This is a genomic window from Acidovorax sp. NN32, assembly GCF_057597245.1.
Genome location: NZ_CP199679.1, coordinates 2,356,833 through 2,380,964, shown reverse-complemented (window position 1 = coordinate 2,380,964; position 24,132 = coordinate 2,356,833). Strand labels below are relative to the sequence as shown.

Below are 24,132 nucleotides of genomic sequence, written 5' to 3'. Positions count from 1 at the left end.
CGCCTGAAAATTGAAGCCAAATTGGCACCTAGCGCATGATAAATAAGCGCTAGCAGCTATCAAAAGCATAGTAAACACCATGACCACTTCAACGCCCCAAGACCCCCTGGTGCTCTACGGCCAGCAGTTCGCCAGCCGCCTGCTGCTGGGCACCTCGCGCTACCCATCCCCCGCAGTGCTCGAAGCCGCCGTGCTGCGCGCCAAGCCTGCCATGGTCACCGCATCGCTGCGCCGCCAGGGCAGCAACCCGGCCGAAAGCGGTAGCAGCTTCTGGGAGCTGCTGCGCAAGCTCAACGTGCCTGTGCTGCCCAACACGGCAGGCTGCCACAGCGCGCAAGAGGCCATCACCACGGCACAGATGGCGCGCGAGGTGTTCAACACCCCCTGGATCAAACTGGAGCTGATTGGCGACGACTACACCCTGCAGCCCGACACCCTGAACCTGGTGGGCGTGGCCGAACACCTCATCAAGGAAGGCTTTCAGGTGCTGCCCTACTGCACGGAAGACCTGGTGCTGTGCCAGCGCCTCGTGGATGTGGGCTGCCAGGCCGTGATGCCCTGGGCGGCACCCATCGGCACCGGGCGCGGCCCCGTCAACCCCTATGCCTTGCAAACGCTGCGTGAACGGCTGAACGTGCCGATGCTGGTGGATGCCGGGCTGGGCCTGCCATCCCACGCCTGCCAGGTGATGGAATGGGGCTATGACGGCGTGCTGCTCAATACTGCGGTCGCACTGGCGCAAGACCCTGTGGCCATGGCCGGTGCCTTCGCCGATGCTGTGAATGCCGGGCGCGCCGCGCGCCAGGCAGGTGCCATGGCAGCGCAGGATGCGGCCCAGCCCAGTACGCCCGTGCTCGGCACCCCCTTCTGGCACCATGAACAACATGCGTGACGACACCAGCGCCATGGTGCAGGCCATTCTTGCGCACCACGCCGCCACCTTCGCGGGCTTTGGCGCCGAGCCCGCCCCGAAACCCACGCGGCAGGAAGCCGCCTACCTGGCAGCCCTGCATGCCTGCAGCACGCTGGGCTTTATTGCCCACGACGCGGAGTGCCTGGCCCAGGCCTGGCTGGCACAGAGTCTGCGCACCGGCACCTTCCAGCCTGAGCAATGGCCCGACGCGCCAGAGGATTTTGGCCTGCAACCCGTGCCACATGCCCAAGCGTTCGCCCCATGCCCTGAGCACCTGGGCCTGTACGCCGTGTTGCCCGACGCCGACTGGGTAGGCCGCATGGCGCGTGCGGGCGTGCCCACCGTGCAGCTTCGCTTCAAGTCGGACAACGCTGCCGCCATTGAACGGGAAGTGCACGCCGCCGTACGGGCCGTGCAGGGCACGGGTGCGCTGCTGTTCATCAACGACCATTGGCGCACGGCCATCCAGGCGGGTGCCTATGGCATTCACCTCGGCCAGGAAGATCTGGATGCCCTGGCCCCCGACGAACTCCAAGCACTGCGCGCTTCGGGCCTGCGCCTGGGTGTCAGCACCCATGGCTACGCAGAAATGGTGCGTGCAGATGCAGTAGGCCCCAGCTACATCGCCATGGGCGCCGTATTCCCGACCACCCTCAAGAAGATGGCCACGGCCCCGCAGGGTGTGGGCCGGTTGGGTGTGTATGCGCGCCTGCTGCGCCACTACCCCCAGGTGGCCATTGGCGGCATCGGCGCCGAGCAGTTTGCGCCGGTGCAGGCCACAGGCGTGGGGTCGATTGCGGTGGTGCGGGCCCTTGTCAATGCCCCAGACCCTGAAGCCACCGCCACGCACTTGATGCGCCTGATGGAACAAAACAGCCAGCGCGCGAGCCGCTGAAGGGACGATCCATTGGCCTGTCGGCCTGTCGGCCTGTCGGCCTGTCTGCCTATCGGCCTATTTGCGGTCGCCTTTCTTCTGCTCCAGTTCCAGCCGCAGTTCGACCAGGTCGTTGTCCATGCCAAAACCGACGGCCTGACCCGCGGCCGGGGGCGCGGTCACCGGCACGGCCGGCAGATCGCTCAGGGTGAGGTGGGGCGGCTCTGACAGATCAAGGTCGAGGTCCAGATCCAGCGGCGCACCGCGCGTGTCGCCATCCAGTGCGGAGGGCGCTGCAACACCCGATGCCTGAGATGGCTGCCCTGTAGCGGGAGGCATCCCGTCAAAGTCGAACTCCAGGCTCGCCGCGCGCGAGTCCTGCGGTAATGCCGCCGTTGTCGCAGGCACCTTCGGGGCTGGCGCTTGCTGCACCTGGGTTTCGTCCCGAGGTGCGGCGAGCGGTGTGGTGCGCTTGCGGGGCGCAGGCTCCCCTCGGGCACTTGCGGGCGTGGTCTGCGCAATGGAGAGCAACAGCAGCAGGTCGTCGTAAGCCGCAAGGTCAAAGGGCTCGACCGAACCGACACCGTTCTGCCGGAACAGCAGCTTTTCGAGCAGCTGCAGCACGGACGGAGACGTCCATTCAGCCTCGATGTCAGCGAGCGCATCGGTGTAGTGATACAGCATGCGGCCCGTGCGATGGAAGCTGGCAAATTCCGGCACCTGCGCGTTGAACGATTGCATGAACTGCGTACGCAGTTGCGTGAACTCCTCCACCCGGCTCAGCGTGTGGTACAGCCGCAAAAGCTCCAGATACGCCAGCGGCGAAGTGGCACCGCGCTCAGCGATGTGCGTTTTCAGCACTTCGATGGCCTGCTGGTGTTCCCCCACCGAGATAAAAAACTCGGCCTGTTGCTGGATGTCGAAAAGCTCTTCCGGGCTGACGATGTGCAGCGCGGGTTGCTGCGTGACTACAGCGGCAGGTGCTGGCGGGGGAACGGTCGCCTTCAGGGGGACCGGGGCACTGGGCAAAGGGGCCGTGGCCACAAAAGGAGGTACCAGCGGGGCAGCAGCTGAGCCCGGGGAAGGTTCCCGGGCTTCGGCGGACTCATCGGACGGCAGCCAGTGATCGCTGGGGTCGGGGGGCAGGCCCAGCGCAGCCCCATGCTCGACCACGGCATCTCGGCCACCCAGCGCAGCCACCGAATCGCGCCATGCGCGCACCGCCTTTTCGGAGGCGCTGCGCATCCGCCCCCAGGCCCACACAGCGAGCAACAGTGCCAGCAGCAGCAACCCGCCCAGCGCGTAGACAACCGTGGCAGGAAATCTCTCGCTCTCTGCCTGCTCCAGCTGTTGCTGCAATTGCGCTGCGCTGGCCCGGTCGCGGGCGGCCTGCGCCCGCAGGGCAGCAACGTCGGATTCCAGGGCCTTGAGCCGGTCAGCCTCCTGGTTGACATCCTCGGGCTGGGCATTCATCGCTTTCCAGAGCGCTGCAGCCTGGGCACGCTGGGCCGAGGGCTGGTCTGATGGCATCACCAACAGTTCAGGCGAGGTGCGCAGTGCCAGCGGACGGTCTACCCAGAGATCGAGTGGCTCGACGACCAAGCGAGCCCGGTCAGCAGGCTTGGGGGCTGTAGGCAGCTTATTTTTTTCAGCGCTGGCCTGGGGGCGCGCCACCGGACGCTCTGGGGGCCGTACCGGGGCCGTCCGCGCGGCGGGCTTGGCCACCGACGGGGTGCTGGGTACGGGCTCGGGCCGGTTTTCGGAAGACAAGGGCACCGATGCCATCGGAGAAGGCGCCACAGGCGCAGTGGCAGCCCCTGCAGCGCGCTGCCCTGCTGCACCCTGGGCCGGACGGGGTGCTTCGACCCCACCGGCCGCAAGGGAAGGTAGCCGCGAGACGTCGACCGGCGATGCGGACCGTGCCACCGTGGATGGAAGCTCGGCAAAAAATGTGTAGGTGCGCGTGACCTTGCCTGTGCACCCCGCCGACAAGGTGACCATCAATACCGGTTCGTCCACCGCGATGGCGGCCTGCACCCGCACGGCCGGAGACCGCCCCCGCATGTCGGGCAATGGCACTACCCGCACCTTGGCATCGCCAATCACCGTATCGCCGGCCACCAGCTTGGCCGTCACGCAGGAAGAGGCCAGATCGGTGCCTGGGTCGGGCTGGATATCGAAGGAAAGATCTACCGGGGCACCCAACACCACCACGCCCCTGCTGCCGCCCAAGGACAGTGCCGAGGCGCCTGCAGCGACCGCCCACAGACTGGTCCCCAAAATGGCGTTACGGATTTTCACAATATGTTCTGTTTTTGGTGCAACCCATTCTTGCACATAAGTCCCGCGCAACGCCAGAGCCATAATGGCGCTATGAAAATTCAGTTTCCCAACATCGCTATCGTGGGCACCGGCGCCATGGGTCGGGGCATTGCACAAATCGCCGCACAGGCTGGCAGCCAGGTTTTTCTGCTTGATGCCAACCCCGGCGCCGCCGATGCGGCCAAGGCGGCGCTCCAGGAGCAATGGAACAAACTGGTGGCCAAGGGCCGCATCGATGCCGCGCAGGCCGGTGACCTGACCGCGCGGCTGCACCCCGTCAAGGTCGTGGCCGACCTGGCAGGCTGCGACCTGGTGGTAGAAGCCATCGTGGAGCGGCTGGATGTGAAAAAGACGCTGTTCGCCGAACTGGAAGCCGTGGTGCGCCCGGATGCGGTGCTGGCCACCAATACCTCATCCCTCTCGGTCACCGCCATCGGCGCGGGCCTGCAGCGGCCCGAGCGCCTGGCAGGTTTCCACTTCTTCAACCCCGTGCCGCTCATGAAGGTGGTGGAAGTGATTGCCGGGCTCAAGACGGATGCAGCCGTGTGCACCGCCCTGGCCACGTATGCGAGGGAAATGGGACACACCCCCGTTCAGGCACAAGACACCCCCGGCTTCATCGTGAACCACGCCGGGCGCGGCTTTGGCACAGAGGCCCTGCGCATCGTGGGCGAAGGCGTGGCCGACTTCGCCACCATCGACCGCATCCTGCGCGACCAGGTCGGCTTCAAGCTCGGCCCCTTTGAATTGATGGACCTGACGGCGCTGGACGTCTCCCACCCGGTGATGGAATCCATCTACCGCCAGTACTACGACGAGCCGCGCTTTCGCCCCAGTGTGATCACCGCGCAGCGCCTGGCAGGCGGCGTGGTGGGCAAGAAGGTGGGCGAAGGCTTTTACCGCTACGTGGACGGCGTGGCGCAGATACCGGCAGAGGCGCCGCCGCCCGTGGTGGCTGAGATTCCCCCCGTGTGGGTCTCGCCCCGTGCCGCGCGCCGCGCGGAGCTGTACCAGCTGCTCAAGGACCTGGGCGCCACCATCGAAACCGGCCAGTCGCCCTCGCCCCAGGCCATCACGCTGGTCGCGCCGCTGGGGTTTGACATCACCACCGTGGCGGTCGTGGAGCGCCTGGACCCGGCGCGCACCATCGGCATCGACATGCTGATCGACGACGCCGCTACCAAGCGCCGCGTGTTGGCCACCAACCCCGCCACCCGCGTGGACATCCGCAACGCAGCGCATGCGCTGTTTGCCCGCGACGGCAAGGCCGTGAGCGTGATCCGCGACAGCGGCGGCTTTGTCACGCAGCGTGTGGTGGCCACCATCGTCAACATCGCCAGCGACATCTGCCAGCAAGGCATCTGCTCCCCCAAGGATCTGGAAACCGCTGTGACACTGGGCCTGGGTTACCCCCTGGGGCCCCTGGCCATGGGCGACCGCTGGGGGCCGACCAACATCCTCGAAGTGTTGTTCAACATGCAGACCGTGTACGGCGACACACGCTACCGCCCGAGCCCCTGGCTGCGCAGGCGCGGCGCCATCGGCCTGAGCCTGACCCACGTCGAAGAAGCCTGATCGCGCGAACAGAGCAAGAGCCGCTCCCCAACCAAGGCCACCATGCCCGCAGAACTCCAGAGCACCAGCCAGGGCCAGACCCTGATCCTGACCCTTAGCAACCCTGAGCGGCGCAACGCCATCGACCCGGTGATGTACGCAGCGGGCGTGGAGGCGCTGGGTGTGGCCGAAAGCAGCCCTGACATTCGCAGCGTGGTCATCACGGGGGCCGATGGCATGTTCTGCTCGGGCGGCAACCTGCAGCGCCTGCTGGCCAACCGCCAGGAAGCCCCCGAGGTACAGGCACAGAGCATTGAAGGCCTGCACAACTGGATCGAGACCATCCGCACCTACCCCAAGCCTGTGATTGCAGCCGTGGAAGGCGCGGCGGCCGGTGCGGGCTTTTCATTGGCATTGGCCTGCGACTTCATCGTGGCGGCCCGCAACGCCGTGTTTGTGATGGCCTACAGCAATGTGGCCCTGTCGCCCGATGGCGGCGCCAGCTGGAGCCTGTCGCACGCCCTGCCCCGCCAGGTGGCAACCGAGATCCTCATGTGTGGTGACCGCATCAGCGCAGAACGCCTGCACGCTCTCGGGGTGGTCAACCGCATTGCAGAAACCGGCAGCGCGCTGGAGACCGCCCTGGCACTGGCCGAGCAGCTCAATGCGCGCGCACCCAATGCCCTCGCGAGCATCAAGGAGCTGCTCAACGAAGCGCCCCATGCCCAGCTCACACACCACCTCGCCCATGAGCGCGACCATTTCGTGAAGAACCTGCACCATGCGAACGGCGGGGCCGGTATTTCTGCCTTCCTAGAGAAACGCGTGCCCCGCTACGAATAGCACCTGCACACACCCACCCGACCGCCCCCGGCCCGCTGCACTCCAGCGCCCGGGGGTTTTCTTTTTGGTGGCCACCGTGCAGACACGCAGGTGACAACCCTGACGCAGCACGAAGGTCCCTGACGCGACAATGGGTCTGTTTCTAGTCACCCAAAAGACAGGCCATGGACGACCCGATTCTTACTATCGAAGAACGTGAAGCGATCAACTCAGGTCGCTGGTTTTCATCTCTCTCACCTTCTCTACGCCACGACATCCTCAGATGTGCATACGTCAAACGCTTCAAGGACGGCGGCCTCATTGCCGCACGCGGAGATCCGCCCGAGGAGTGGATTGCCTGCGCGCGCGGTGCGGTGCGGGTGAGCTCGACCTCCATCTCGGGCAAGCAGATCACGCTGACCTATGTGGAGCCGGGCATCTGGTTCGGCGACGTGGCGATCTTCGACGGGGACCGGCGCACACACGACGCCTACGCGCATGGCGACACCACGATCCTGTGTGTGGCCAAGGCCGATTTCCGCAAGATTCTGGCGGTGCACACCGAGCTGTACGAAGCCATGCTGCGACTGCATGCGCGGCGCATTCGCCAGCTGTTCGGGCTGGTGGAAGACCTCAACACCCTGCCCTTGCGCTCGCGCCTGGCCAAGCAGCTTGTGCATCTGGTGCGCAGCTACGGCGTGCCCAGCCTGTCGGACGGCAGCGAGATGCGCATCAGCCTGCAACTGGCGCAGGAAGAACTGGCGCAGCTCTTGGGCGCATCGCGCCAACGCGTGAACCAGGAACTCAAGGCCATGGAGCGCGAGGACGCCATTCGCATCGAGCCGGGCGGACTGGTGGTGCGTGACCGCGAAGCCCTGATGCGCATTGCTGAAACCGACAACTGACTCGTTGACTGACCGAACCTCTCCCCCATTCCTCCATGAGCAACTTTGACCATTTCGTCGGCACCCGTCCTGTTTCCGATCAGCACGCCTTTGATACCGAAGCGCTGACCGCGTGGCTTGCACGGAACATGGAAGGCTTCGGAGGCCCCCTGACCGTGGAAATGTTCAAAGGGGGGCAGTCCAACCCCACCTACAAGCTCATAACGCCCGGTGCCAGCTACGTGATGCGGGCCAAGCCTGGCCCCGTGGCCAAACTGCTGCCTTCTGCCCACGCCATCGAGCGAGAGTTTGCGGTGATGAGCGGCCTGTATGGCACCGACGTTCCCGTGCCCCGCATGTTTGTGCTGTGCGAGGACGAATCCGTCATCGGCCGCGCCTTCTACGTGATGGAGTGCATGCAGGGCCGCGTGCTGTGGGATCAATCTCTGCCCGACATGACGCCAGCCGAGCGCGGCGACATCTACAACGAGATGAACCGCGTGATTGCCGCACTGCACACGGTGAAATTTGCAGACCGGGGCCTGGCCAGCTATGGCAAGCCCGGCAACTACTTTGACCGCCAGATCGGCCGTTGGAGCAAGCAATACGTGGCGTCTATCACGCAGCCCATCGAAGAGATGGACCGCCTCATGGAGTGGTTGCCCGCCAACATGCCCGCCAGCGCGCGGGACGAGGGCCATGTGTCCATCGTGCACGGCGACTACCGCCTGGACAACCTGATGTTCCATCCCACCGAGCCGCGCGTGATTGCCGTGCTCGACTGGGAGTTGTCCACGCTGGGCCATCCGCTGGCGGACTTCAGCTACCACTGCATGAGCTGGCACATCCCCGCCTCGCTCGGGCGCGGCATCGCAGGGCTGGACCTGGCCGCGCTGGGCATCCCCGACGAAGACACCTATATCCGCCTGTACTGCGAGCGCACCGGCATCACAACGCCCGAGGCACTGCGTGCCGACTGGAACTTCTACCTCGCCTACAACATGTTCCGCATCGCGGCCATCCTGCAAGGCATTGCCAAGCGGGTGGAGGCTGGCACGGCCTCCAGCGCGCAGGCCAAGGCATCGGGCGACACCGCGCGGCCCATGGCCCAACTGGCCTGGTCGTTTGCCCAGCGCGGCTAAACACACGACGCAAGTACAAGCGCCGCCCCTCGATTACCAACGGAGAAGAAACCCATGGACTTTGACTACTCGCCCAAAACCAAGGAACTGCAGGCCAAGCTGCTCCAGTTCATGGATGACCACATCTATCCGAACGAGTCTGCCTACAAAGACGAACTGGCCGCCAACACAGCCGCAGGCAAGCGCTGGAGCGCGCTGAACACCATCGAGAACCTCAAGCCCAAGGCGCAGGCTGCCGGGTTGTGGAACCTGTTTCTGCCGGTCGATAGCGCCGCCGCCTCGGGCTACGAAGGCGCGGGCCTGACCAACCAGGAATACGCACCGCTGGCCGAAATCATGGGCCGCGTGCCATGGGCCAGCGAGGTGTTCAACTGCTCGGCACCCGACACCGGCAACATGGAGACCATTGCCCGCTACGGCGACGATGCCAACAAGGCCCGCTGGCTCAAGCCGCTGCTCGACGGCAAGATCCGCTCGGCCTTTGCGATGACCGAGCCCGACGTGGCATCGAGCGACGCCACCAACATCGAGACGCGCATCGAGCGCCAGGGCGACGAGTACGTGATCAATGGCCGCAAATGGTGGATCTCCGGCGCGGCCGACCCGCGCTGCGCGGTGTTCATCACCATGGGCAAGACAGACCCCGACGCACCCCGCCATTCGCAGCAGAGCATGGTGCTGGTACCCGCCGATGCCAAGGGCATCACCATCGTCCGCCCGCTGAACGTGCTGGGCTATGACGATGCGCCCCACGGCCACGTCGAGATGACGTTCGAGAACGTGCGCGTGCCCGTCTCCAACATCCTGCTGGGGGAAGGCCGTGGCTTCGAGATCGCTCAAGGCCGCCTCGGCCCCGGGCGCATCCACCACTGCATGCGCCTGATCGGCCTGGCCGAGCGCGCGCTGGAGCTGATGTGCAAGCGTGCTTCGTCGCGCGTGGCGTTTGGCAAAACCGTGGCCCAGCAGACCGTGACACAAGAGCGCATTGCCGAAGCCCGCTGCAAGATCGACATGGCGCGCCTGCTCACGCTCAAGGCCGCCTGGCTGATGGATGTGGCTGGCAACAAGGTCGCCAAGACCGAGATCGCCATGATCAAGGTCGTGGCACCCAGCATGGCCTGCCAGGTGATTGACTGGGCCATGCAGGTGCACGGCGGCGGCGGCATGAGCGATGACTTCCCGCTGGCCTATGCCTACGCCGGTGCACGCACGCTGCGCTTTGCAGACGGCCCGGACGAGGTGCACCGCAACGCCATTGCCAAGTGGGAGCTGGGCAAGTACGGCACCTACGGCCGTGATGCGGCCGTGCCCGTCACCCGTGGAAGCTGACTGGAAATCCCCCCAGAGGCCCCTTGGGCCTTTCCCCCTCCTCTCTCGCACTACGCGCGGGAGGGAACCGCACCCAACGCGGCTGGGCGACCCTTGCGCAGGGCATTGGCTTGCAGCGTGCCAGCGTCATAACCTGCGGGAACATATTGCAGAACGCACAACGGGGCCACACGCTCCGTTGTGCGTTTTCTTTGGCGCAGGCGCTGGCTGGAACGCTACCGGGTGATGTTGGGCACGTCGTCCGGCCCCGCCACCGACATGGGCGGCAGGTTCTGCAGGGCCGCCTGCCCGGCCACCAGCAGCAGTTGCTTGGCATGCGCTATCTCGGCCAGGCTGCGCTGCGTGTGTTCCATGCGCAGGTAGACCTTGCCACGCGCCAGCATCAGCACCATGGGCGATTTCGCCCGTTCGGAGCCCCCTTCCCCCTCCACGGCATTGAGCAGCTGTGAGACCACGGGCGCATGGATCCAGCGCTGGGCCAGCTCAATGCGCTCTGCCACCACCGCGAAGTGCTCGCGGAATGACACGGGCAGGCCGGGCCAGGCCATTTCCTCGTACATGGACAACCAGCGCATTTCTTCGGGCAGGCTGCTGCTCACCGCGGTCTGCAGCGTATCGGTGATGGCGGTGTAGGCCGTGCCTTCCAGAATTTCCTGCAAGGGACGGTTGATCACCATCACGGCGGCATCGGGGTCGGCGCCCACGTCGGCGCGCCCGCGCAGCTCCAGGCCCGTCACATAGTCGCGTGTGGGTGCGCCGCATTCCAGCCGCCACGGGTGGCCGTGGATGTCACCGCCCAGATCGAAATGCCCCTCGGTGGAATGTGCAACGATGGCCAGCTGCTGTTTCGCAGCCCAGCGGGCCACGTCCCGGTTGGTGGCAGGCCGGCCCAGGTCCGAACCCGGGGAGCCGGAAGTACCGAATGCTTTGCGGAGGCGGTCAAACATGAGAGGCCGAAGCGCAAGGCTTCGCAAGAGTCGCGGGTACAGGCATTATTGGGCGAAAATTGAAATTCCCCCTGAGTCGCCTGCGGCGCCTTCCCCCTGAGGGGGACGCACCCGGTGGACTGGCAAAGCCAGATCCACGGGTGCACTGGCCTGGGGCGCGCCAGTTTCGGCAGGTGGGGGCCTGGTACGGCGCTTGGATGAACGACATGCCACTTTTGACTATGAACCGCCGTTTTGCCCTGACCGCCATGGCTGCTGCGGGTGTACTGGGGACCTTGCCTGCGGCCGCAGCGGAATTGCCCAGGGACACCTCGGCCACGGCCCGCCAGCTGGTGCGCTGGGCCACCGAAACCGGCGACCACCAGGGTCTGCCTTTTGCCGTGATCGACAAGCCCGCCGCCCGCATCCATTTGTTCTCGGCCCAGGGGCAGTGGCTGAGCAGTGCTCCGGTGCTGCTGGGCGCGGCGCTGGGCGACCGGTCTGCGCCGGACATTGGGCAGCGGCCACTGTCACAGATCCGCCCGGAGGAGCGCACCACGCCCGCTGGCCGGTTCGTGACAGAACCCGGGCGAAACCTGCGCGGCGACGACATTGTGTGGATCGACTATGAATCCGCCGTCTCGCTGCACCGCGTGCGCAGCGTTCATGCCGCTGAGCGCCGCCAGCAACGCCTGGCAAGCCGGGGCGTGAGCGACAAACGCATCAGCTACGGCTGCGTGAACGCACCCGAGGCGTTCTACAACCAGTTCATCGCGCCTGTGTTCGGCCAGGCACGCGGCGTGGTGTATGTGCTGCCGGACACAGAGTCATTTGCTACTTTTTTTATAGCTGCTAGCGCTTACCCATAAAGCGCTAGGGCCATTTTTTACTTGATTTTTCGAATCCGGCCTGCCGCCGCGCGGCGTCAGGCTTCCCGGTTCAGACAGGCCGCAGCTGGAACACGGCCCTGCGCCCGCCGACCTCCAGGCCCCGGGCATTGAGGATACGGCCCGACCGGCGCGGCGCCAGTGCCTCGCGCTGCCGGGCGTCGAGCCAGCCGAGCTGGTCCATGACCTCCACTGCGGCGGCCACCTGCGCCACCATGTTGCCGTCCATGACCTTGAGCCCGAAGGCCTCGCCCCGGCTACGGCTGCCCACCACCTGCACGCCGTCGGCGCCGGTCCAGAACGTATTCACGACCTTTTCCGGGCCGCGTTGGGGCGCAATCGGGATGAGTGGATGCCTCGACTGCGCCGCATGGGCTCATGCCCATGCAAGCAGCCGGGGCGTCCAATCGCCCGATTTCACTCCAACCCTTCGGGCAAGTGCCTTGCCGGGCGGTCTGCAGCGTTGCGGCGCTTGTGGATAGCCGGGCTATCCACTGCGCACCGCGCCTAGCAGCCCATCCCGGCAAGGCACTTGCGCGGCCCGGAAAAGGTCGTGAATACGTTCTCAACACCCAGTCGCCCTCACCCACACGCATGAAATCCAGGTCGTGCCGGCCGGTGCCCGAGCCCAGCTCGGGCCGGGCGACCATGGCATCGGCCAGTTCGGTAAGGCTCTGGTCCAGGTCCGTGTCCGGTGCACCACCGGCCAAGCGAGCGTAGCCCCGGGCCAGGCTGGCCAGCGGCATGGCGTAGTTGGGCGCCGAGCAGCCGTCAATGCCCATGGCCAGCTGTTCTGGTGCCAGCCCCACCGCTTGCGCAACGTGGTCGCGAATGGCCACCTGCAGCGGATGCGCTGGGTCGAGGTGATCGTCCAGCGGCAAGCCTTGTTGCACGCAGTGCGCGACAAAGCCCGCGTGTTTGCCGCTGCAGTTGTTGTGGCGTTCGTCTGGCACAAAACCTTGTGGCAGCGAGGCGAGCCCCAGCTCGGCAAACAGCGGCCGGTGGCACCCGCAGCGCAGCGCGTGGTAGTCCTTGCCCACGCTGGCCAGCATGCGCTCGGCCTGCGCCACATGCATGGGCTCGCCGTTGTGGCTGGCGCACAGCAGCGCCAGCTCGCCCTGCCCCCAGCCCAGCGCGCGGGCTCCGCCCGACTGCATGAAAGGCAGCGCCTGGAACGCCTTGATGGTGGAGCGGGTGAAAGTGACGGTGTACGGGTCACCCACCTGGGCCGATACCCTGCCGTCGCGGTCGGCCACGGCCACTGCGCCCCAGTGCTGGCACTCGACCAGTCCGCCGCGGTTGACTTCGATCAACGGTACAAAACCCATGGTGTGCTTTCTTGCAGCCTGCATCACTGCGCAGCAGCGGCGTTGCTGGCGGCAGTGGAAGGCGTGAGTGTGAGCTCGTGCATCCAGCGCGCGGGCTGGCGCTGCAGCGCGCGATAGCCGGTCTCGGCCCAGGTGGAGCTCATGTCGCGGTAGCGCGGCGAGAACACCAGCCCGCTCTGACCGGTTTGGTAGATGAAGCGTGACTGTTCCAGATCGGCCAGGTCGTACACCGCGCGCAGCGAGGCGGCGTGGCGGTTCACGTACGGGCCAGAGGCTTCGCCCGCGTTGTACTGGCCCACGTTCACGGTGTACGAATCGCCGTGCGAAGGCACGCTCACATCGAAGAAACGCGCGAATGCGGGCACGTTGCCGAAGGGCCGGTGCGCGCTGAGCGCCGGGTGCGCCGCGCCCCAGCGCCACTGGGCCGGGTCTGCGCCATACGCAGCCTGCAGGCGGTCGAGCGCGCGGCCCAGGGCGGCGGCAGATTGTTCGGCACACGATGCGGGCTGGCACCACCAGGTGTCGTTGCGCTCCAGAATGCCTTCGATGGCCGCGCGGTAGTCGCGCTTGCCATACGTAGCGGTGAACCGGTCTTCGCCAATGCGCGGAATGATGAGGCCGCGTGCCAGTTCGTCCGTCCAGGCCACAAAGATCAGCGGCGCGGCTCGGCCCGCGTCCATCACGCCGTCAAAGCCCTGCAGCTCTTTCTGCGCAGCGGCGGCCCGCGGGTGCGTGGACTGCGCCTGCTGCAGGTGCGGCAGCAGGCGCCGCGTGGCGAGCGAGGTCACGTCGCGGTGGATGGCCTGCATGCTGGCCGCGTCGTGCTTGGGCGTGGCCTCGATGAGCTGCGCAATGCGTTCGTAGCGGTAGGGCAAGGCCCAGTCCTGCGTCAGAAAGTGGGGGTAGCCTGGCGCCGTCACGCGCTGGTTGGCCGTGGCGATCCAGCCCCGGGCGCCCTGGACGCCCGCCCCTCCGCTGATACCGTCGTCCTGCGGGGTTTGCTCATACGGCAGCCAGCCCTTCCAGTCGTAGCGAGCGTCCCAGCCCGGCGAAGGCGCCACGCCCCGAATGTCGTTGGCGGCATCGCGCAGCGGCACACGGCCTGCGGCCTTGAAGCGGATGTTGCCCTGGTCGTCCGCAGCCACCACGCTTTGCATCGGCGAGTGGTAGTACGCCAGCCCCGCAAAGAGCTCATCCACGCTCTTGGACTGGTTGGTCTTGAAGCCCGCCAGCACGGTCTGGTTGTCATCGTCCAGCGCGCTCCAGCGCAACGCGATCACATATTTGCCCAGGTCCAGCACCTCGGCGTGCGACTTCTGAACGTCGCTCAGCACGGGGCCATGACGCGTGCTGCGCAGCTGCAGCAAAAGGTCGGCCTCGCCCTTGACGCGGATGGTTTCGTTGCGCACCGTGAACGGAGCCCATCCGTCGGGCGTGCGGTACTGCGTGGCGTCGGCGGGGTTGATCTGCTCGAGATACAAGTCCTGCACATCGGGGCCGGTGTTGGTGAAGCCCCAGGCGACCTTGTCGGTACGGCCCAGCACCACAAAGGGCAAGCCCGGCAAGGTGGCGCCTACCGCATCAATCGGGCCCAAGGGTGTGCCGTCAGACGCCTTGCCCGTAGGGGCCTGCAGGCTCGCAAAGTACCAGATGGCGGGGGCCGACAGGCCCAGGTGCGGGTCGTTGGCCAGCAGCGGCTTGCCGCTCACGGTGCGGGTGCCCGCAATCACCCAGTTGTTGCTACCCTTGCCCTCGTTGGTGCCTGCGTTGCGGGTCAGTTCGTCGGCCCAGGCCAGCATGCCAGCGCTGATCTGCCGGGACAACGGACCTTCGCGGTTGGCTGGCGCCACAGCAGCCGCTGCAGCACCGGCGGCAGGTGCACGATAAACCCCCAGCTGGCGATACAGCGCCGCCAGGTCTGCGGACGCAGCGGGCGGCTCCCCCGGATAGGGTGGCATCAGTTGCCACAGCCGGTCGGTGTCCAGCGTGCGCGCCACCGACAGGCGTGCGAACTCGGTGCCCCAATTGCCACCCAGGTCCAGCGCCATCATCAGCGCCCAGCCCACGCTGTCCTCGGGCTCCCACACCGCGCCTGCGGCGCCTCCGGGTTGCACGCCCAGCACCAGAAACTCCGGTGGCAAGGCCTGGGGACGTTTCTGGTGGAAGGCATGGATGCCCTTGCTGTAGGCCTGCAAGGCCTCCTGGGCATACAGCGGCAGCCCAGCGTACTGCCGCCGGGCCACACCCATGATGTCCAGGCTGCGCATGAGCTTGTCGGTCTCGACCGTGGCAGGGCCAAAAACCTCGGACAGCTGGCCGTGCATGACCCGGCGGTTGAATTCCAACTGCCAGGTGCGTTCCTGCGCATGTACATAGCCCATTGCAAACCAGGCATCCTGCGGGGTCTGAGCCTGGATGTGGGTGACATCGGCGCCATCGCGCCGCACCTGTACTGCTTCGCTGAGCCCCGCCACAGCCAGGGAACCATCGAGTTGTGCAAAGCTGCGCTGCACATACACCGCCGCGCCCGCGCCTGCCAGCAGCGCCACTGCCACCAGCCCGAGGGCTGTCCGCTTCATCCATGCCATGTTTCTTGTCTCCTGCCGTTGGTCTTGTTGTTGATGTTGTGCACGCAAAGCCATGGTGGCTCCGCGCCCGCGCTGCGGCCACACCGCAATGCAGAAGGAGCCGCCAGCTCTGCGTGTGTCAGCTCAAGTGCACACTGCCGCCCGCCACATGAAAGCTCATGACCGGCGCACTGGGCTCGTTAAACGACACGCCCAGCGCAATGTGCCCCGCGCCATGCAGGATGCAGGCATCGCGCCGCAGGCGCACGGGCGAGTCGCTGCCCTCGAACCGCACCCAGGTTCCAAAGCTGCTCATGTCGGTCAGCACGAACCCGCTGTTGCGCCAGTCGATGCGCGCATGCAGGCGCGACACGCGCGGGTCGTTGATGCGCAGCTGGGCATGCTCGGCCCGCCCCACCATGACCGGGGCATCCGACGAGGTGAAGGTGCGGTCCACCCCATGCCAGGAGAACTGGATCTGCCCCAGGATGGAATCGACCGGTGCAAAGTTGCTGACCAGTGCCGCCTGCATGGTGAGGGAATCGGGCGCTTCGTCCTCACGCCATTCGACGTGGTAGAGCATGAGCAACTCGGCCTTGCCCCGAATGTCCATCATGCCCAGCTTGCGGTACCAGACATCGGGGGCCGTGCCCGCAAGCAGCACGGTGGTTTCGGTAGCCCAGATTTCAGCGGGCCCGGCCCGTTCGCACAGCCGGGAAGCCACGTTGACGGCGTCGCCATAACAATCGCCATCCACATCCACCACTTCGCCGCTGGCCACGCCCACGCGGATCTCCATGCGCAAGGGGTGGGGCCAGCGGTCCAGGCGGACCTTGTGCTGGCGCAGCATGGTGGCCATAGCAGACACCGCACTGGAGGCATCGCCAAAGACCCCCAGCACCCCATCCCCGAGCTTCTTGACCACCCGGCCGCCGTGGGCCTCGATGGTGTCACCAATCCACTGGGTGACCTGCGTCACGGCCTCGGTAGCGCGTTCGTTGCCCAGCGCTTCATACAAGGCAGTGCTGCCTGAGATGTCCGCAAAGACCATCGTCGACAACACACTCATGAACGCAGGCCCGTTGGTAACATCATGTGAATCAGTTTAGTGCAAGCGCCCTAGCTGCGCACCCTTCAAAGCGCCAACAAGTGTTGCCTGAGGCCGCCGCCGCAGCGAAAGGCGCGGTTGCAACGTTCACCACAACGACTCCGCACATCGTCAGCGTCGCGAAAGGGAGGCGCAACCCCGGTCGCCTGAAAATCCACCAACACGTAAAAATTCGCAACAAGCCGGGGCAAGTTGTTGTCTTTATGCAAAAACAGGAGCACGCCCCTTGCGCTGCACCTCGCTCCCGCTTACTTTGGCCGTCCCTGTTACAAAAAGCCCGCCCTCACCCCGCCATGCGCTGGAACAAGCCGACACTCCGCAACAACCTTCACGACCTGCTGGGCCGTGACAAGCCGTCGTCCACGGCATGGGTGCGCAACCAGGGGCTGGAAGAAGTGCGCCGGGCCATGCTGCAGAGCCTGGTCGGCATGACCGGCTCCGACGTGGCGCGCATGAACATGCGGCTGCGTTATGCCGGCGACATCGAGGCGCTGTGGTACCTGCGCACCGACCTCTTCAGCACACTGGTGCCGCTGCAGGGTGAGCACGGTGCCCGGGGCGTGATCGACCAGGTCACCCAGCTGTTCCAGGGGCAGCTCCCACGCGCCCTGCGCCCAGCACAGGCCGCCCCTCACACCCCCTCCTGACGCGCACCACGCGCGCGTGGCGAACCGCCGTTGTGGCGGTGTCATGCGGGTAAAGGCCTCACCGCGTCAGTGCTGGTGCCCCCAGTAGATCAGCGCATCGCGCTCTTCCACCGACAGCGACACCGTCGCGCCCACGGGCAGCAGCACCTTCGTTTCAACATGCCCGAACGGCAGGTTGGTCAGCACCGGCGCCTTGATCTGGGTGCGCAGCCAGTCCACCACCGACTGCAGCTTGTAGCCCTTGTCATGCGGTGCCAGCTTGAAGTTGGTGAACTGCCCCAGCACCACAGCCTTCTGCTGGGCCAGCACACCGGCGTGCAGCAGCTGGGTCAGCATGCGTTCGATGCGGTAGGGGTGCTCGTGCACGTCTTCGATGAACAGCACGCCGCCCTTGACCTGCGGGAAATACGGCGTGCCCACCAGCGATGCCAGCACCGCCAGGTTGCCACCCCACAGCGTGGCGCTTTTCACATAGACATTGGGTACAGCGGGCTTGCCCGTGGCGGCGTTGGGCTGCTCTTTGTTCATGCGCCAGCCTGTGCCTTCGCCGTGGCCGGTCAGCAGGTCGTCAAAGCAGGCTTCCATGATGTCGTCGGGCTCGCCCGCCACACCAAAGTCAGCCCCCAGCGATGGCCCCGCCCAGGTGGTGGCCCCCGTCTTGGCCAACACGGCCAGCTGGAAGGCGGTGAAATCGCTCACGCCCACAAAGTGCATGCCCTTTTCAATCGCCTTGGCCACCGCCTTGTAGCGGATGCCCGGCAGGATGCGCGACAGGCCGTAGCCCCCGCGCGAGATCAGCGCCACATCGGCGCCGCTGGCCGCTGCACGGTGGATGGCGGCCAACCGGGTTTCGTCGTCGCCCGCAAAGCGGGTGTGGGTGGCCAGCGCGTCCTCATCCACCTCCACCTCATGGCCCAGGGCCTTGAGCCGGGCAATGCCGCGCTTGAAGGCGACCTTGTCGCGCACGGCGCTGGAGGGCGAGTAGATGTAGATGTGCTTGGGACCGTGGTCGTGGTCGCAATGGAAAGGGTCGTGATGGTGGTCGTGCAAAGCGCTCAGACCCGCCGAGGGGCCTGCTCCGTAAACAGGGGGAATGCCGGGCGCCACATGCAGTCAGGCGGCGCCAGCGGACAAGTCAGTGCGCGAAGTATTCCACAGCCTGTGCGGCAATGGCCTCGCCATGCTCCTGCACAAAGTGGCCGGCATGGGGCAGCACGATGGGCTCGGGGCACCCTTCGATGCACTGCTGCAGCGCCCGCATGGAGGACAGGCCCAGCACCGGGTCCTGCGCTCCCACCACCATCAGGCTGCGGCCCTGCCACTGGTGCTGCCAAAAATCGCGGGCCGCGCGCGACACGGCGGCGCCAGGGTCACCCGCAGCAGCGGGCACGCGTTCTGGAAAGGCCCGCAACGCGGCGCGGTAGCCTTTGTCCGGGAACGGAGCATCGTACGCAGCGCACTCTGCCGCCGTCAGATGCGGATTGCCACGCGCCAGCAGGCGCCCTACTCCATACAGCGGCTTGTCGCGGCACATGGCACGCCAGTCGACAAACCCAGCAGGCAGTGGCGCATCGCCCGTGGCCAGCAGGGTGTTCATCACCAGCAGGCCGTCAAAACGATCCGGCATGGCCATGGGCAGCGTCAGGCCCAGGATGCCGCCCCAGTCCTGCACCACCAGCACCACGTTGCACAGATCGAGCCGCTCCACCAGCTCCAGCAGCACCTGGCGGTGCCATTCGAACTGGTGGGCGCCCTCTTTCTTGGGCTTGTCGCTTTTCCCAAAGCCAAGCAGGTCGGGCGCCACCACGCGGTCGCCTGCAGCCAGAAAGGTGGGCAGCATGCGCCGGTACAGGTAGCTCCAGGCCGGGTTGCCATGCAGGCACAGCCAAGTGCGGGGCGCATCGCGAGGACCTTCGTCGAGGGTGTGCAAACGCAGGCCCGCCAGGCTGGGCAGGTCGCTGATGTAGTGAGGCGCCCAGGGGTAGCCGGGCACGTTGGCAAACGCCGCATCGGGCGTGCGCAAAGCGTCGTCCCGCAACGGATGGCGGGCCAGTGCCTCGGTGCGTTGCTGATGGCGGCGCTGGCGGAAAAAGCCGCTGAGCAGACCGCCACATTCTTCGGGCAGCACCCCGCCTCGCACCTGGGTCTGGTGGTTGATCTCGGGATGCCCGAACAGGTTGAGCACCGAACCGGCCGCGCCTGTTTTGGGATCTGCCGCACCGTACACCACCCGCGCCAGCCGCGCATGCAGCATGGCGCCGCTGCACATGGCACAAGGCTCCAGCGTGACGTAGAGGCTGCAGCCGTCGAGCCGGTAGTTACCCAGCCGCTGCGCCGCCGCGCGCAGGGCCACGATCTCGGCGTGGGCCGTGGGGTCGTGGCCCTCCACGGGGGCATTGCGGCCCGTGGCGATGACCTGGCCGTCCTTGACCACGATGGCGCCCACAGGCACCTCACCCGCTTGCGCGGCTGCCTGCGCCTCGGCCAGGGCCAGGCGCATCCAGTGCAAATCTTGGTCAAGGGTCATTGCTATTTAAATGATAGCTACTAGCGCTTGATATACAGGCGCCAGGGGCCAATTTGGCTTATTTTTCTTCGTCGGGCATGGGCCGGGCTTGCTGCATCAGGCCTTCCACCTGTTGCTTGACCTGCTGCTGGATCTGCTGACTCTGGTCGCGCACGGTGACAGGCGGTGCCGACGCAGGGTCAGCCCTGGGCGCCGTCTGCAGCGCGGGCACCGGGGCGCGCGTGGCCGACAACTGCTTCTTGGCCAACAGGCCCACGATGGCCAGCACCACAACCAGCCCCACCAAACCAAACAATCCCCGCATGCCTGTGCTCCCTATGCTGTGCAGGACTGCACTGTAAACCGGGCAAGGCCTTCCCTGCCTTCAGTCAGTGCGTCATGGGCAGCGCCGCCCCCATCAGGCCGAACAACCCGCCGCAGGCACGGTTGAACTTGCGGCCCGTGCGCTGCAACCAGGGCCGGATGCGGTGCGCCAGGCTCGCCAGGCCGAATTCGACCAGGCATTCGACCGCCGCGAAGGTGCCCGCCATGATCACGAACTGCACCCACAGGTCGCGCCCCGGCGCGATGAACTGCGGCAGGAAGGCCCCATAGAACAGCAGCACCTTGGGGTTAGAAATGGCTGCCAGCAGCCCTTGGCGAAACATCCTGCCGCCCGTCACCGATGCCGGTCCCGCAGCACGGGGCAAGGCCTGCACCTGCATGGCCGGCGCCCGCCACAGCTGGATGCCCAGCCACACCAGATACGCCCCGCCCACCCATTTCATCACCGTGAGCGCGTGGGCCGACGACTGCAGCAGCGCGCCGATGCCGAGCATGGACAGCCCGATCAGGCTCACAAAGCCCACCGCCCCGCCCGCAATGGTCCACAGCGTGCGCACGCGCCCATGCAGCGCGCCATGGGCCAGCACCAGCAGGCTGTTGGGCCCCGGGGTCAAGGACAGCCCGATGACCGCCAACAGGTAGACGAGCCATATTTTCAGTTCCATCGCAGCACCCTTCTTGGAAAAGCATGGTCTGGAGTCTAGGCACCTCCTGTCCGTGGTATGCAATCCAATCTGGCTATTTTTGATACCAAAATGGATACCTTATGAGCACCGCCAACGACCGCCCTCTCCAGCGCCCAGACGTACGCCTGCTCTTGATGCCGCTACCCGACTTCGCGCTGCTGCCATTTGGCGCGTTTCTGGACAAGCTGCGCTTTTCGGCCGACGAAGCGGACCGCAGCCGCCAGCGCTACTGCGCCTGGACGCTGATGGGCGTCGACAGCGCGCCCGTGGTGTCCAGCAGCGGGGTGCAGGTGACGATGGAGGCCACGCCTGACTCCGTGGACCTGGCGGCATTCGACTATCTGGTGGTGTTTGGCAGCCGCACGGTGCAAGCGTCGCTGGGACATGTGCACACCCATGGGCCCGTGCTGCGACAGGCTGCAGCGCGGGGCCTGCCCCTCGTGGCGATCGACAACGCCAGCTTTTTGCTCGCCGAGGCGGGTCTGCTCAAAGGCCGCCGCGTGGCGCTGCATTGGCGCCATGTGACCGAGTTCCGCCATGCCTTCCCACGCATAGCGGTGGCCAGCGAGCAGATCTATTGCTTTGACCGCGACCGCATCACCTGCGCGGGCGGCACCGCGGCCATCGACATGGCGGTGGAGTTGCTGTCACGCCACTGCGGCCGGGAGCGCGCCTTCAAGGGCTTGGCCGACATGCTGGTGGACGAACCACGCCACCAGGGGCACCACCTGCAATCGATGGAAGGCGGCGGGCCGGACCTGGGCCGCCACCTGGTGCGTGCGGTCGCGCTGATGCGCACCTCCATGGCCGACGGCCTTACCGTGGCCAGCATCGCCGAGCGCATCGGCATTGGCCGCCGACAGCTGGATCGGTTGTTCACCGAGCGCTTCGGCCACAGCGCTCACAACCACTGGACAGCGATGCGCATGGAACACGCCCACTGGCGCGTAACCCATTCACACCACAGCCTCTCCGCCATCGCTGACGAGGTGGGTCTGGGCAACGCCAGCAGCCTGGCACGACTGTTCCGGCGGCACTACGGCACCAGCCCCGGAGCGGCCCGCGCGGGCGGTCCGAGGGACTGACTGAAGCTCCGCTTCCACTCTGCAGGCAGGGCCATCGGGTACCCGAGTCCACCGGCACCGATCCATGCGCGGGCGACCCCTCAGTTCAGCGCCACGCGGCTGCCGTCCTTGAAGGTGTAGAGCGTCACGGCGGGCGTCGTCAGCTCGCCCTTGGCGGTGAAGGCGATGTTGGCGGTCACGCCCTTGTATTCGGTCTTGGCCAGGAAGGGGGTAAACACCTTCGGGTCCACCGAATTGGCGCGCTTCATGGCGTCGGCCAGCACCATGGCGGCGTCATAGGCATAGGGGCTGTAGATCTGGAACTGGCCAGAGAACTTGGCGTCGTAGCGCTTCTTCCAGTCGGCGCCGCCCTGCATCTTGTCCACCGACGCGCCGCCGGTGGCGCAGGTCACGTTCTTCAGGGCGGGGGTCTTGCCCGACAGCTCGGGCAGCTTTTCGGTGCACAGCGCGTCGCCGCCGAAGAACTTCACATTGCCCAGGCCCAGCTGCTCCATCTGGCGCAGCATGGGGCCGGCCTGCGCGTCCAGGCCGCCGTAGAAGATCGCATCGGGCTTCTTGTTCTTGATGGCAGTGAGGATGGCCATGAAGTCGGTGGCCTTGTCGTTGGTGAACTCCTCAGCCACCACCTTCAGGCCCTTTTGTTGCGCCGTGGCCTTGAAGACCGAGGCCACGCCCTGGCCGTAGGCCGTGCGGTCGTCGATGATGGCCACACTCTTGAGCTTCTGATGGTCGGCACCAAACAGGGCCAGCGCCGCGCCCAGCGCGTTGTCGTTGGCGATCAGGCGGAAGGTGGTCTTGTGGCCGGGTTTGGTCAGGTCAGGATTGGAGGCCGATGCCGTGATGTGCGGCAGGTCGCACTTGGCATAGATGGCCGATGCGGGGATGGACGTGCCCGACTGCAGGTGACCCACCACGCCGGCCACCTTCTGGTCGCACAGCTTCTGCGCCACGGCGGTGGCCTGGCGCGGGTCGCCCGCGTCGTCTTCGGCCGCAATTTCAAACTTGATCTTCTTGCCGCCGATCACGAGGTTTTGGGCGTTCAGGTCGTCAATCGCCAGGCGCACGCCGTTTTCAGTGTCCTTGCCGATGTGGGCAATGCCGCCCGACACGGGGCCGGCGTGGGCGATCTTGACGGTTTGCACATCCTGTGCGGTGGCTGTAGTGGCGGCAACACACACACCCACGGCAGCCAGCTGCACAACAGACACGGGGAAAGACGACGGACGCAGGCGGGTGAAAGCTCGGAACACGGTAGAAATCTCCAAAAAATATAGTCGCAACTTTTGCGCACCATTTCGGGGCAAAACGCACCGCATCCTAGCCACCATCCTCCCTTGCCGTCGCCAATTGCTATGCAAGCTTAGTAATTTGCAGGGCCATTAAAACGGCTAATGGCACAAGCTGATTCGCCGAAGTCACCCTCTGAAGCTGCCCTTTGACCGGCAGCGCGCCCGTTGGCAAGCGCTCAACCTTTCACCATCCGCAACTTGAAGTTGGTAAACGGCAGGATGGCGTTCGGTGCGTCGCGGGGTACGCGCTCTTCCACGCAGCCCGTGTCATTGGGGGTCACGAAGTGCGGACCAATACCGGCAATGGCCACTTTGTGCGACCCCGTCCAGTCCCAGCCCCACCCGGCCCCGGTCACCTCGCCTTCGAACAAAACCGGGCCATCGGCCGCGATACCCTGGTGGATGGTGATGCGCATCCGGTCGGCAAACCCACCCATCCTGTAGCCGGCCCGGACGTGAAGCGTGAAGACGGGGTGCACCGCCGGGTTGAAGATCGCCCCCGAGGTGTTGGTAACCGTCACCAGCCCCGGCATGGCCGTGCCGTTCCATCGCTCGGCCATCACCATGCCGTCCGCAAAGATGATGAAGCCCCGGGCCTCGGACCAAAGGTTCTGACCGTGGCGGTAGATCGGCCCGCAGTGAGGGTTGTAGCTGCCCTGCCCGCCCGTGCAGTCCAGCGCAAACACCATGTGGTTGGCACCTTCGGAAAAGAACCACGAACAGTCCACCGTGCAGACCAAGTCGTTGTGCCGCATGGGAGACAAGCTGAGCCGAGGCGGCAGGTAGCAAAAGTCGAGATCATTGATCGCCAGTGTCAGCTGGGTGGGCTTCTTCATGCGGGAGGTGCTCATCAGAGTCCTTTCACTGGGTTTTCGGGGTGGCCGACGACGCCGACGGCCTTGCAAGAACGCGGCTCAC

General features: G+C 65.9%; 22 protein-coding genes. 10 read left to right on the top strand and 12 right to left on the bottom strand.

Annotated features, from left to right (window positions below; all coding sequences use genetic code 11):
• The first annotated feature begins 79 nt into the window (after positions 1-79).
• Together ACT89O_RS11210 and ACT89O_RS11205 are read left to right on the top strand one after the other, a co-directional pair.
• Entirely contained in the window at positions 80-892 is an 813-nt protein-coding gene (locus tag ACT89O_RS11210) for a thiazole synthase (protein ID WP_431152755.1), read from the top strand.
• Positions 885-1,808, top strand: coding sequence for a thiamine phosphate synthase (locus ACT89O_RS11205; RefSeq protein WP_487262847.1), 924 nt, complete (start codon positions 885-887; stop codon positions 1,806-1,808). Before ACT89O_RS11210 ends, ACT89O_RS11205 begins: the two co-directional genes overlap by 8 nt.
• A gap of 57 nt (positions 1,809-1,865) precedes the next feature.
• On the opposite strand, the gene ACT89O_RS11200 is transcribed toward ACT89O_RS11205, so the two are convergent.
• The gene (locus tag ACT89O_RS11200; protein WP_487262667.1) at positions 1,866-4,088 is read right to left on the bottom strand and encodes a hypothetical protein; all 2,223 of its coding nucleotides are present in this window, start codon (positions 4,086-4,088) and stop codon (positions 1,866-1,868) included.
• A 72-nt stretch (positions 4,089-4,160) separates the two neighbouring features.
• On the opposite strand from ACT89O_RS11200, the gene ACT89O_RS11195 reads away from it, so the two are divergent.
• The 5 genes from ACT89O_RS11195 (at position 4,161) to ACT89O_RS11175 (ending at position 9,840) form a co-directional block, all read left to right on the top strand.
• A complete protein-coding gene (locus ACT89O_RS11195; protein ID WP_121419833.1) occupies positions 4,161-5,684 on the top strand; it encodes a 3-hydroxyacyl-CoA dehydrogenase in 1,524 nt (507 codons plus the stop codon).
• A gap of 42 nt (positions 5,685-5,726) precedes the next feature.
• Positions 5,727-6,506: an oxepin-CoA hydrolase, alternative type gene (locus ACT89O_RS11190; RefSeq protein WP_487262666.1), complete on the top strand. Its 780-nt coding sequence runs from the start codon at positions 5,727-5,729 to the stop codon at positions 6,504-6,506.
• A gap of 164 nt (positions 6,507-6,670) precedes the next feature.
• Positions 6,671-7,390: a Crp/Fnr family transcriptional regulator gene (locus ACT89O_RS11185; protein ID WP_055393849.1), complete on the top strand. Its 720-nt coding sequence runs from the start codon at positions 6,671-6,673 to the stop codon at positions 7,388-7,390.
• A 35-nt stretch (positions 7,391-7,425) separates the two neighbouring features.
• Positions 7,426-8,511, top strand: a complete 1,086-nt coding sequence (locus tag ACT89O_RS11180) for a phosphotransferase (protein ID WP_487262665.1) — start codon at positions 7,426-7,428, stop codon at positions 8,509-8,511.
• 54 nt (positions 8,512-8,565) lie between these two features.
• Positions 8,566-9,840, top strand: coding sequence for an acyl-CoA dehydrogenase family protein (locus ACT89O_RS11175; protein WP_055393845.1), 1,275 nt, complete (start codon positions 8,566-8,568; stop codon positions 9,838-9,840).
• 215 nt (positions 9,841-10,055) lie between these two features.
• On the opposite strand, the gene ACT89O_RS11170 is transcribed toward ACT89O_RS11175, so the two are convergent.
• On the bottom strand, positions 10,056-10,787 hold the full coding sequence (locus tag ACT89O_RS11170; protein WP_055393843.1) for a hypothetical protein: 732 nt from the start codon (positions 10,785-10,787) through the stop codon (positions 10,056-10,058).
• A gap of 221 nt (positions 10,788-11,008) precedes the next feature.
• Here ACT89O_RS11170 and ACT89O_RS11165 point away from each other — a divergent pair, with 221 nt between their 5' ends.
• Complete coding sequence (locus ACT89O_RS11165) at positions 11,009-11,635, top strand: hypothetical protein (protein WP_487262846.1); 627 nt, start codon at positions 11,009-11,011, stop codon at positions 11,633-11,635.
• Between the two features lie 70 nt (positions 11,636-11,705).
• On the opposite strand, the gene ACT89O_RS11160 is transcribed toward ACT89O_RS11165, so the two are convergent.
• The 4 genes from ACT89O_RS11160 to ACT89O_RS11145 form a co-directional block, all read right to left on the bottom strand.
• Positions 11,706-11,963: an asparaginase gene (locus ACT89O_RS11160; protein WP_487262664.1), complete on the bottom strand. Its 258-nt coding sequence runs from the start codon at positions 11,961-11,963 to the stop codon at positions 11,706-11,708.
• Complete coding sequence (locus tag ACT89O_RS11155; protein ID WP_487262663.1) at positions 11,911-12,981, bottom strand: asparaginase; 1,071 nt, start codon at positions 12,979-12,981, stop codon at positions 11,911-11,913. Before ACT89O_RS11155 ends, ACT89O_RS11160 begins: the two co-directional genes overlap by 53 nt.
• A 23-nt stretch (positions 12,982-13,004) precedes the next feature.
• A complete protein-coding gene (locus ACT89O_RS11150; RefSeq protein WP_487262662.1) occupies positions 13,005-15,569 on the bottom strand; it encodes a penicillin acylase family protein in 2,565 nt (854 codons plus the stop codon).
• Between the two features lie 118 nt (positions 15,570-15,687).
• On the bottom strand, positions 15,688-16,617 hold the full coding sequence (locus tag ACT89O_RS11145; protein WP_199727006.1) for an adenylate/guanylate cyclase domain-containing protein: 930 nt from the start codon (positions 16,615-16,617) through the stop codon (positions 15,688-15,690).
• A 332-nt stretch (positions 16,618-16,949) separates the two neighbouring features.
• Between ACT89O_RS11145 and ACT89O_RS11140 the strand changes: the two genes are divergently transcribed.
• Complete coding sequence (locus ACT89O_RS11140; protein WP_121419827.1) at positions 16,950-17,303, top strand: hypothetical protein; 354 nt, start codon at positions 16,950-16,952, stop codon at positions 17,301-17,303.
• Positions 17,304-17,369: 66 nt separating this feature from the next.
• Here the strand turns inward: ACT89O_RS11140 and ACT89O_RS11135 are convergent, their stop codons facing one another.
• The 4 genes from ACT89O_RS11135 to ACT89O_RS11120 all read right to left on the bottom strand — a co-directional run bounded on the left by ACT89O_RS11135 (position 17,370) and on the right by ACT89O_RS11120 (position 20,819).
• Positions 17,370-18,353, bottom strand: a complete 984-nt coding sequence (locus ACT89O_RS11135) for an LD-carboxypeptidase (RefSeq protein ID WP_487262660.1) — start codon at positions 18,351-18,353, stop codon at positions 17,370-17,372.
• 85 nt (positions 18,354-18,438) lie between these two features.
• Entirely contained in the window at positions 18,439-19,830 is a 1,392-nt protein-coding gene (tadA, locus tag ACT89O_RS11130; protein WP_487262659.1) for a tRNA adenosine(34) deaminase TadA, read from the bottom strand.
• A gap of 58 nt (positions 19,831-19,888) precedes the next feature.
• Positions 19,889-20,134 carry a hypothetical protein gene (locus ACT89O_RS11125; RefSeq protein ID WP_228894877.1) on the bottom strand — a complete coding sequence of 82 codons (246 nt, stop codon included), beginning with the start codon at positions 20,132-20,134 and terminating at the stop codon, positions 19,889-19,891.
• 64 nt (positions 20,135-20,198) lie between these two features.
• Positions 20,199-20,819: a LysE family translocator gene (locus ACT89O_RS11120; protein ID WP_121506701.1), complete on the bottom strand. Its 621-nt coding sequence runs from the start codon at positions 20,817-20,819 to the stop codon at positions 20,199-20,201.
• 101 nt (positions 20,820-20,920) lie between these two features.
• On the opposite strand from ACT89O_RS11120, the gene ACT89O_RS11115 reads away from it, so the two are divergent.
• On the top strand, positions 20,921-21,925 hold the full coding sequence (locus ACT89O_RS11115) for a GlxA family transcriptional regulator (RefSeq protein WP_228894875.1): 1,005 nt from the start codon (positions 20,921-20,923) through the stop codon (positions 21,923-21,925).
• Between the two features lie 80 nt (positions 21,926-22,005).
• Here the strand turns inward: ACT89O_RS11115 and ACT89O_RS11110 are convergent, their stop codons facing one another.
• Together ACT89O_RS11110 and ACT89O_RS11105 are read right to left on the bottom strand one after the other, a co-directional pair.
• Complete coding sequence (locus ACT89O_RS11110; RefSeq protein WP_487262845.1) at positions 22,006-23,133, bottom strand: branched-chain amino acid ABC transporter substrate-binding protein; 1,128 nt, start codon at positions 23,131-23,133, stop codon at positions 22,006-22,008.
• A 257-nt stretch (positions 23,134-23,390) separates the two neighbouring features.
• On the bottom strand, positions 23,391-24,065 hold the full coding sequence (locus tag ACT89O_RS11105) for a hypothetical protein (protein WP_487262658.1): 675 nt from the start codon (positions 24,063-24,065) through the stop codon (positions 23,391-23,393).
• Positions 24,066-24,132: the final 67 nt, after the last annotated feature.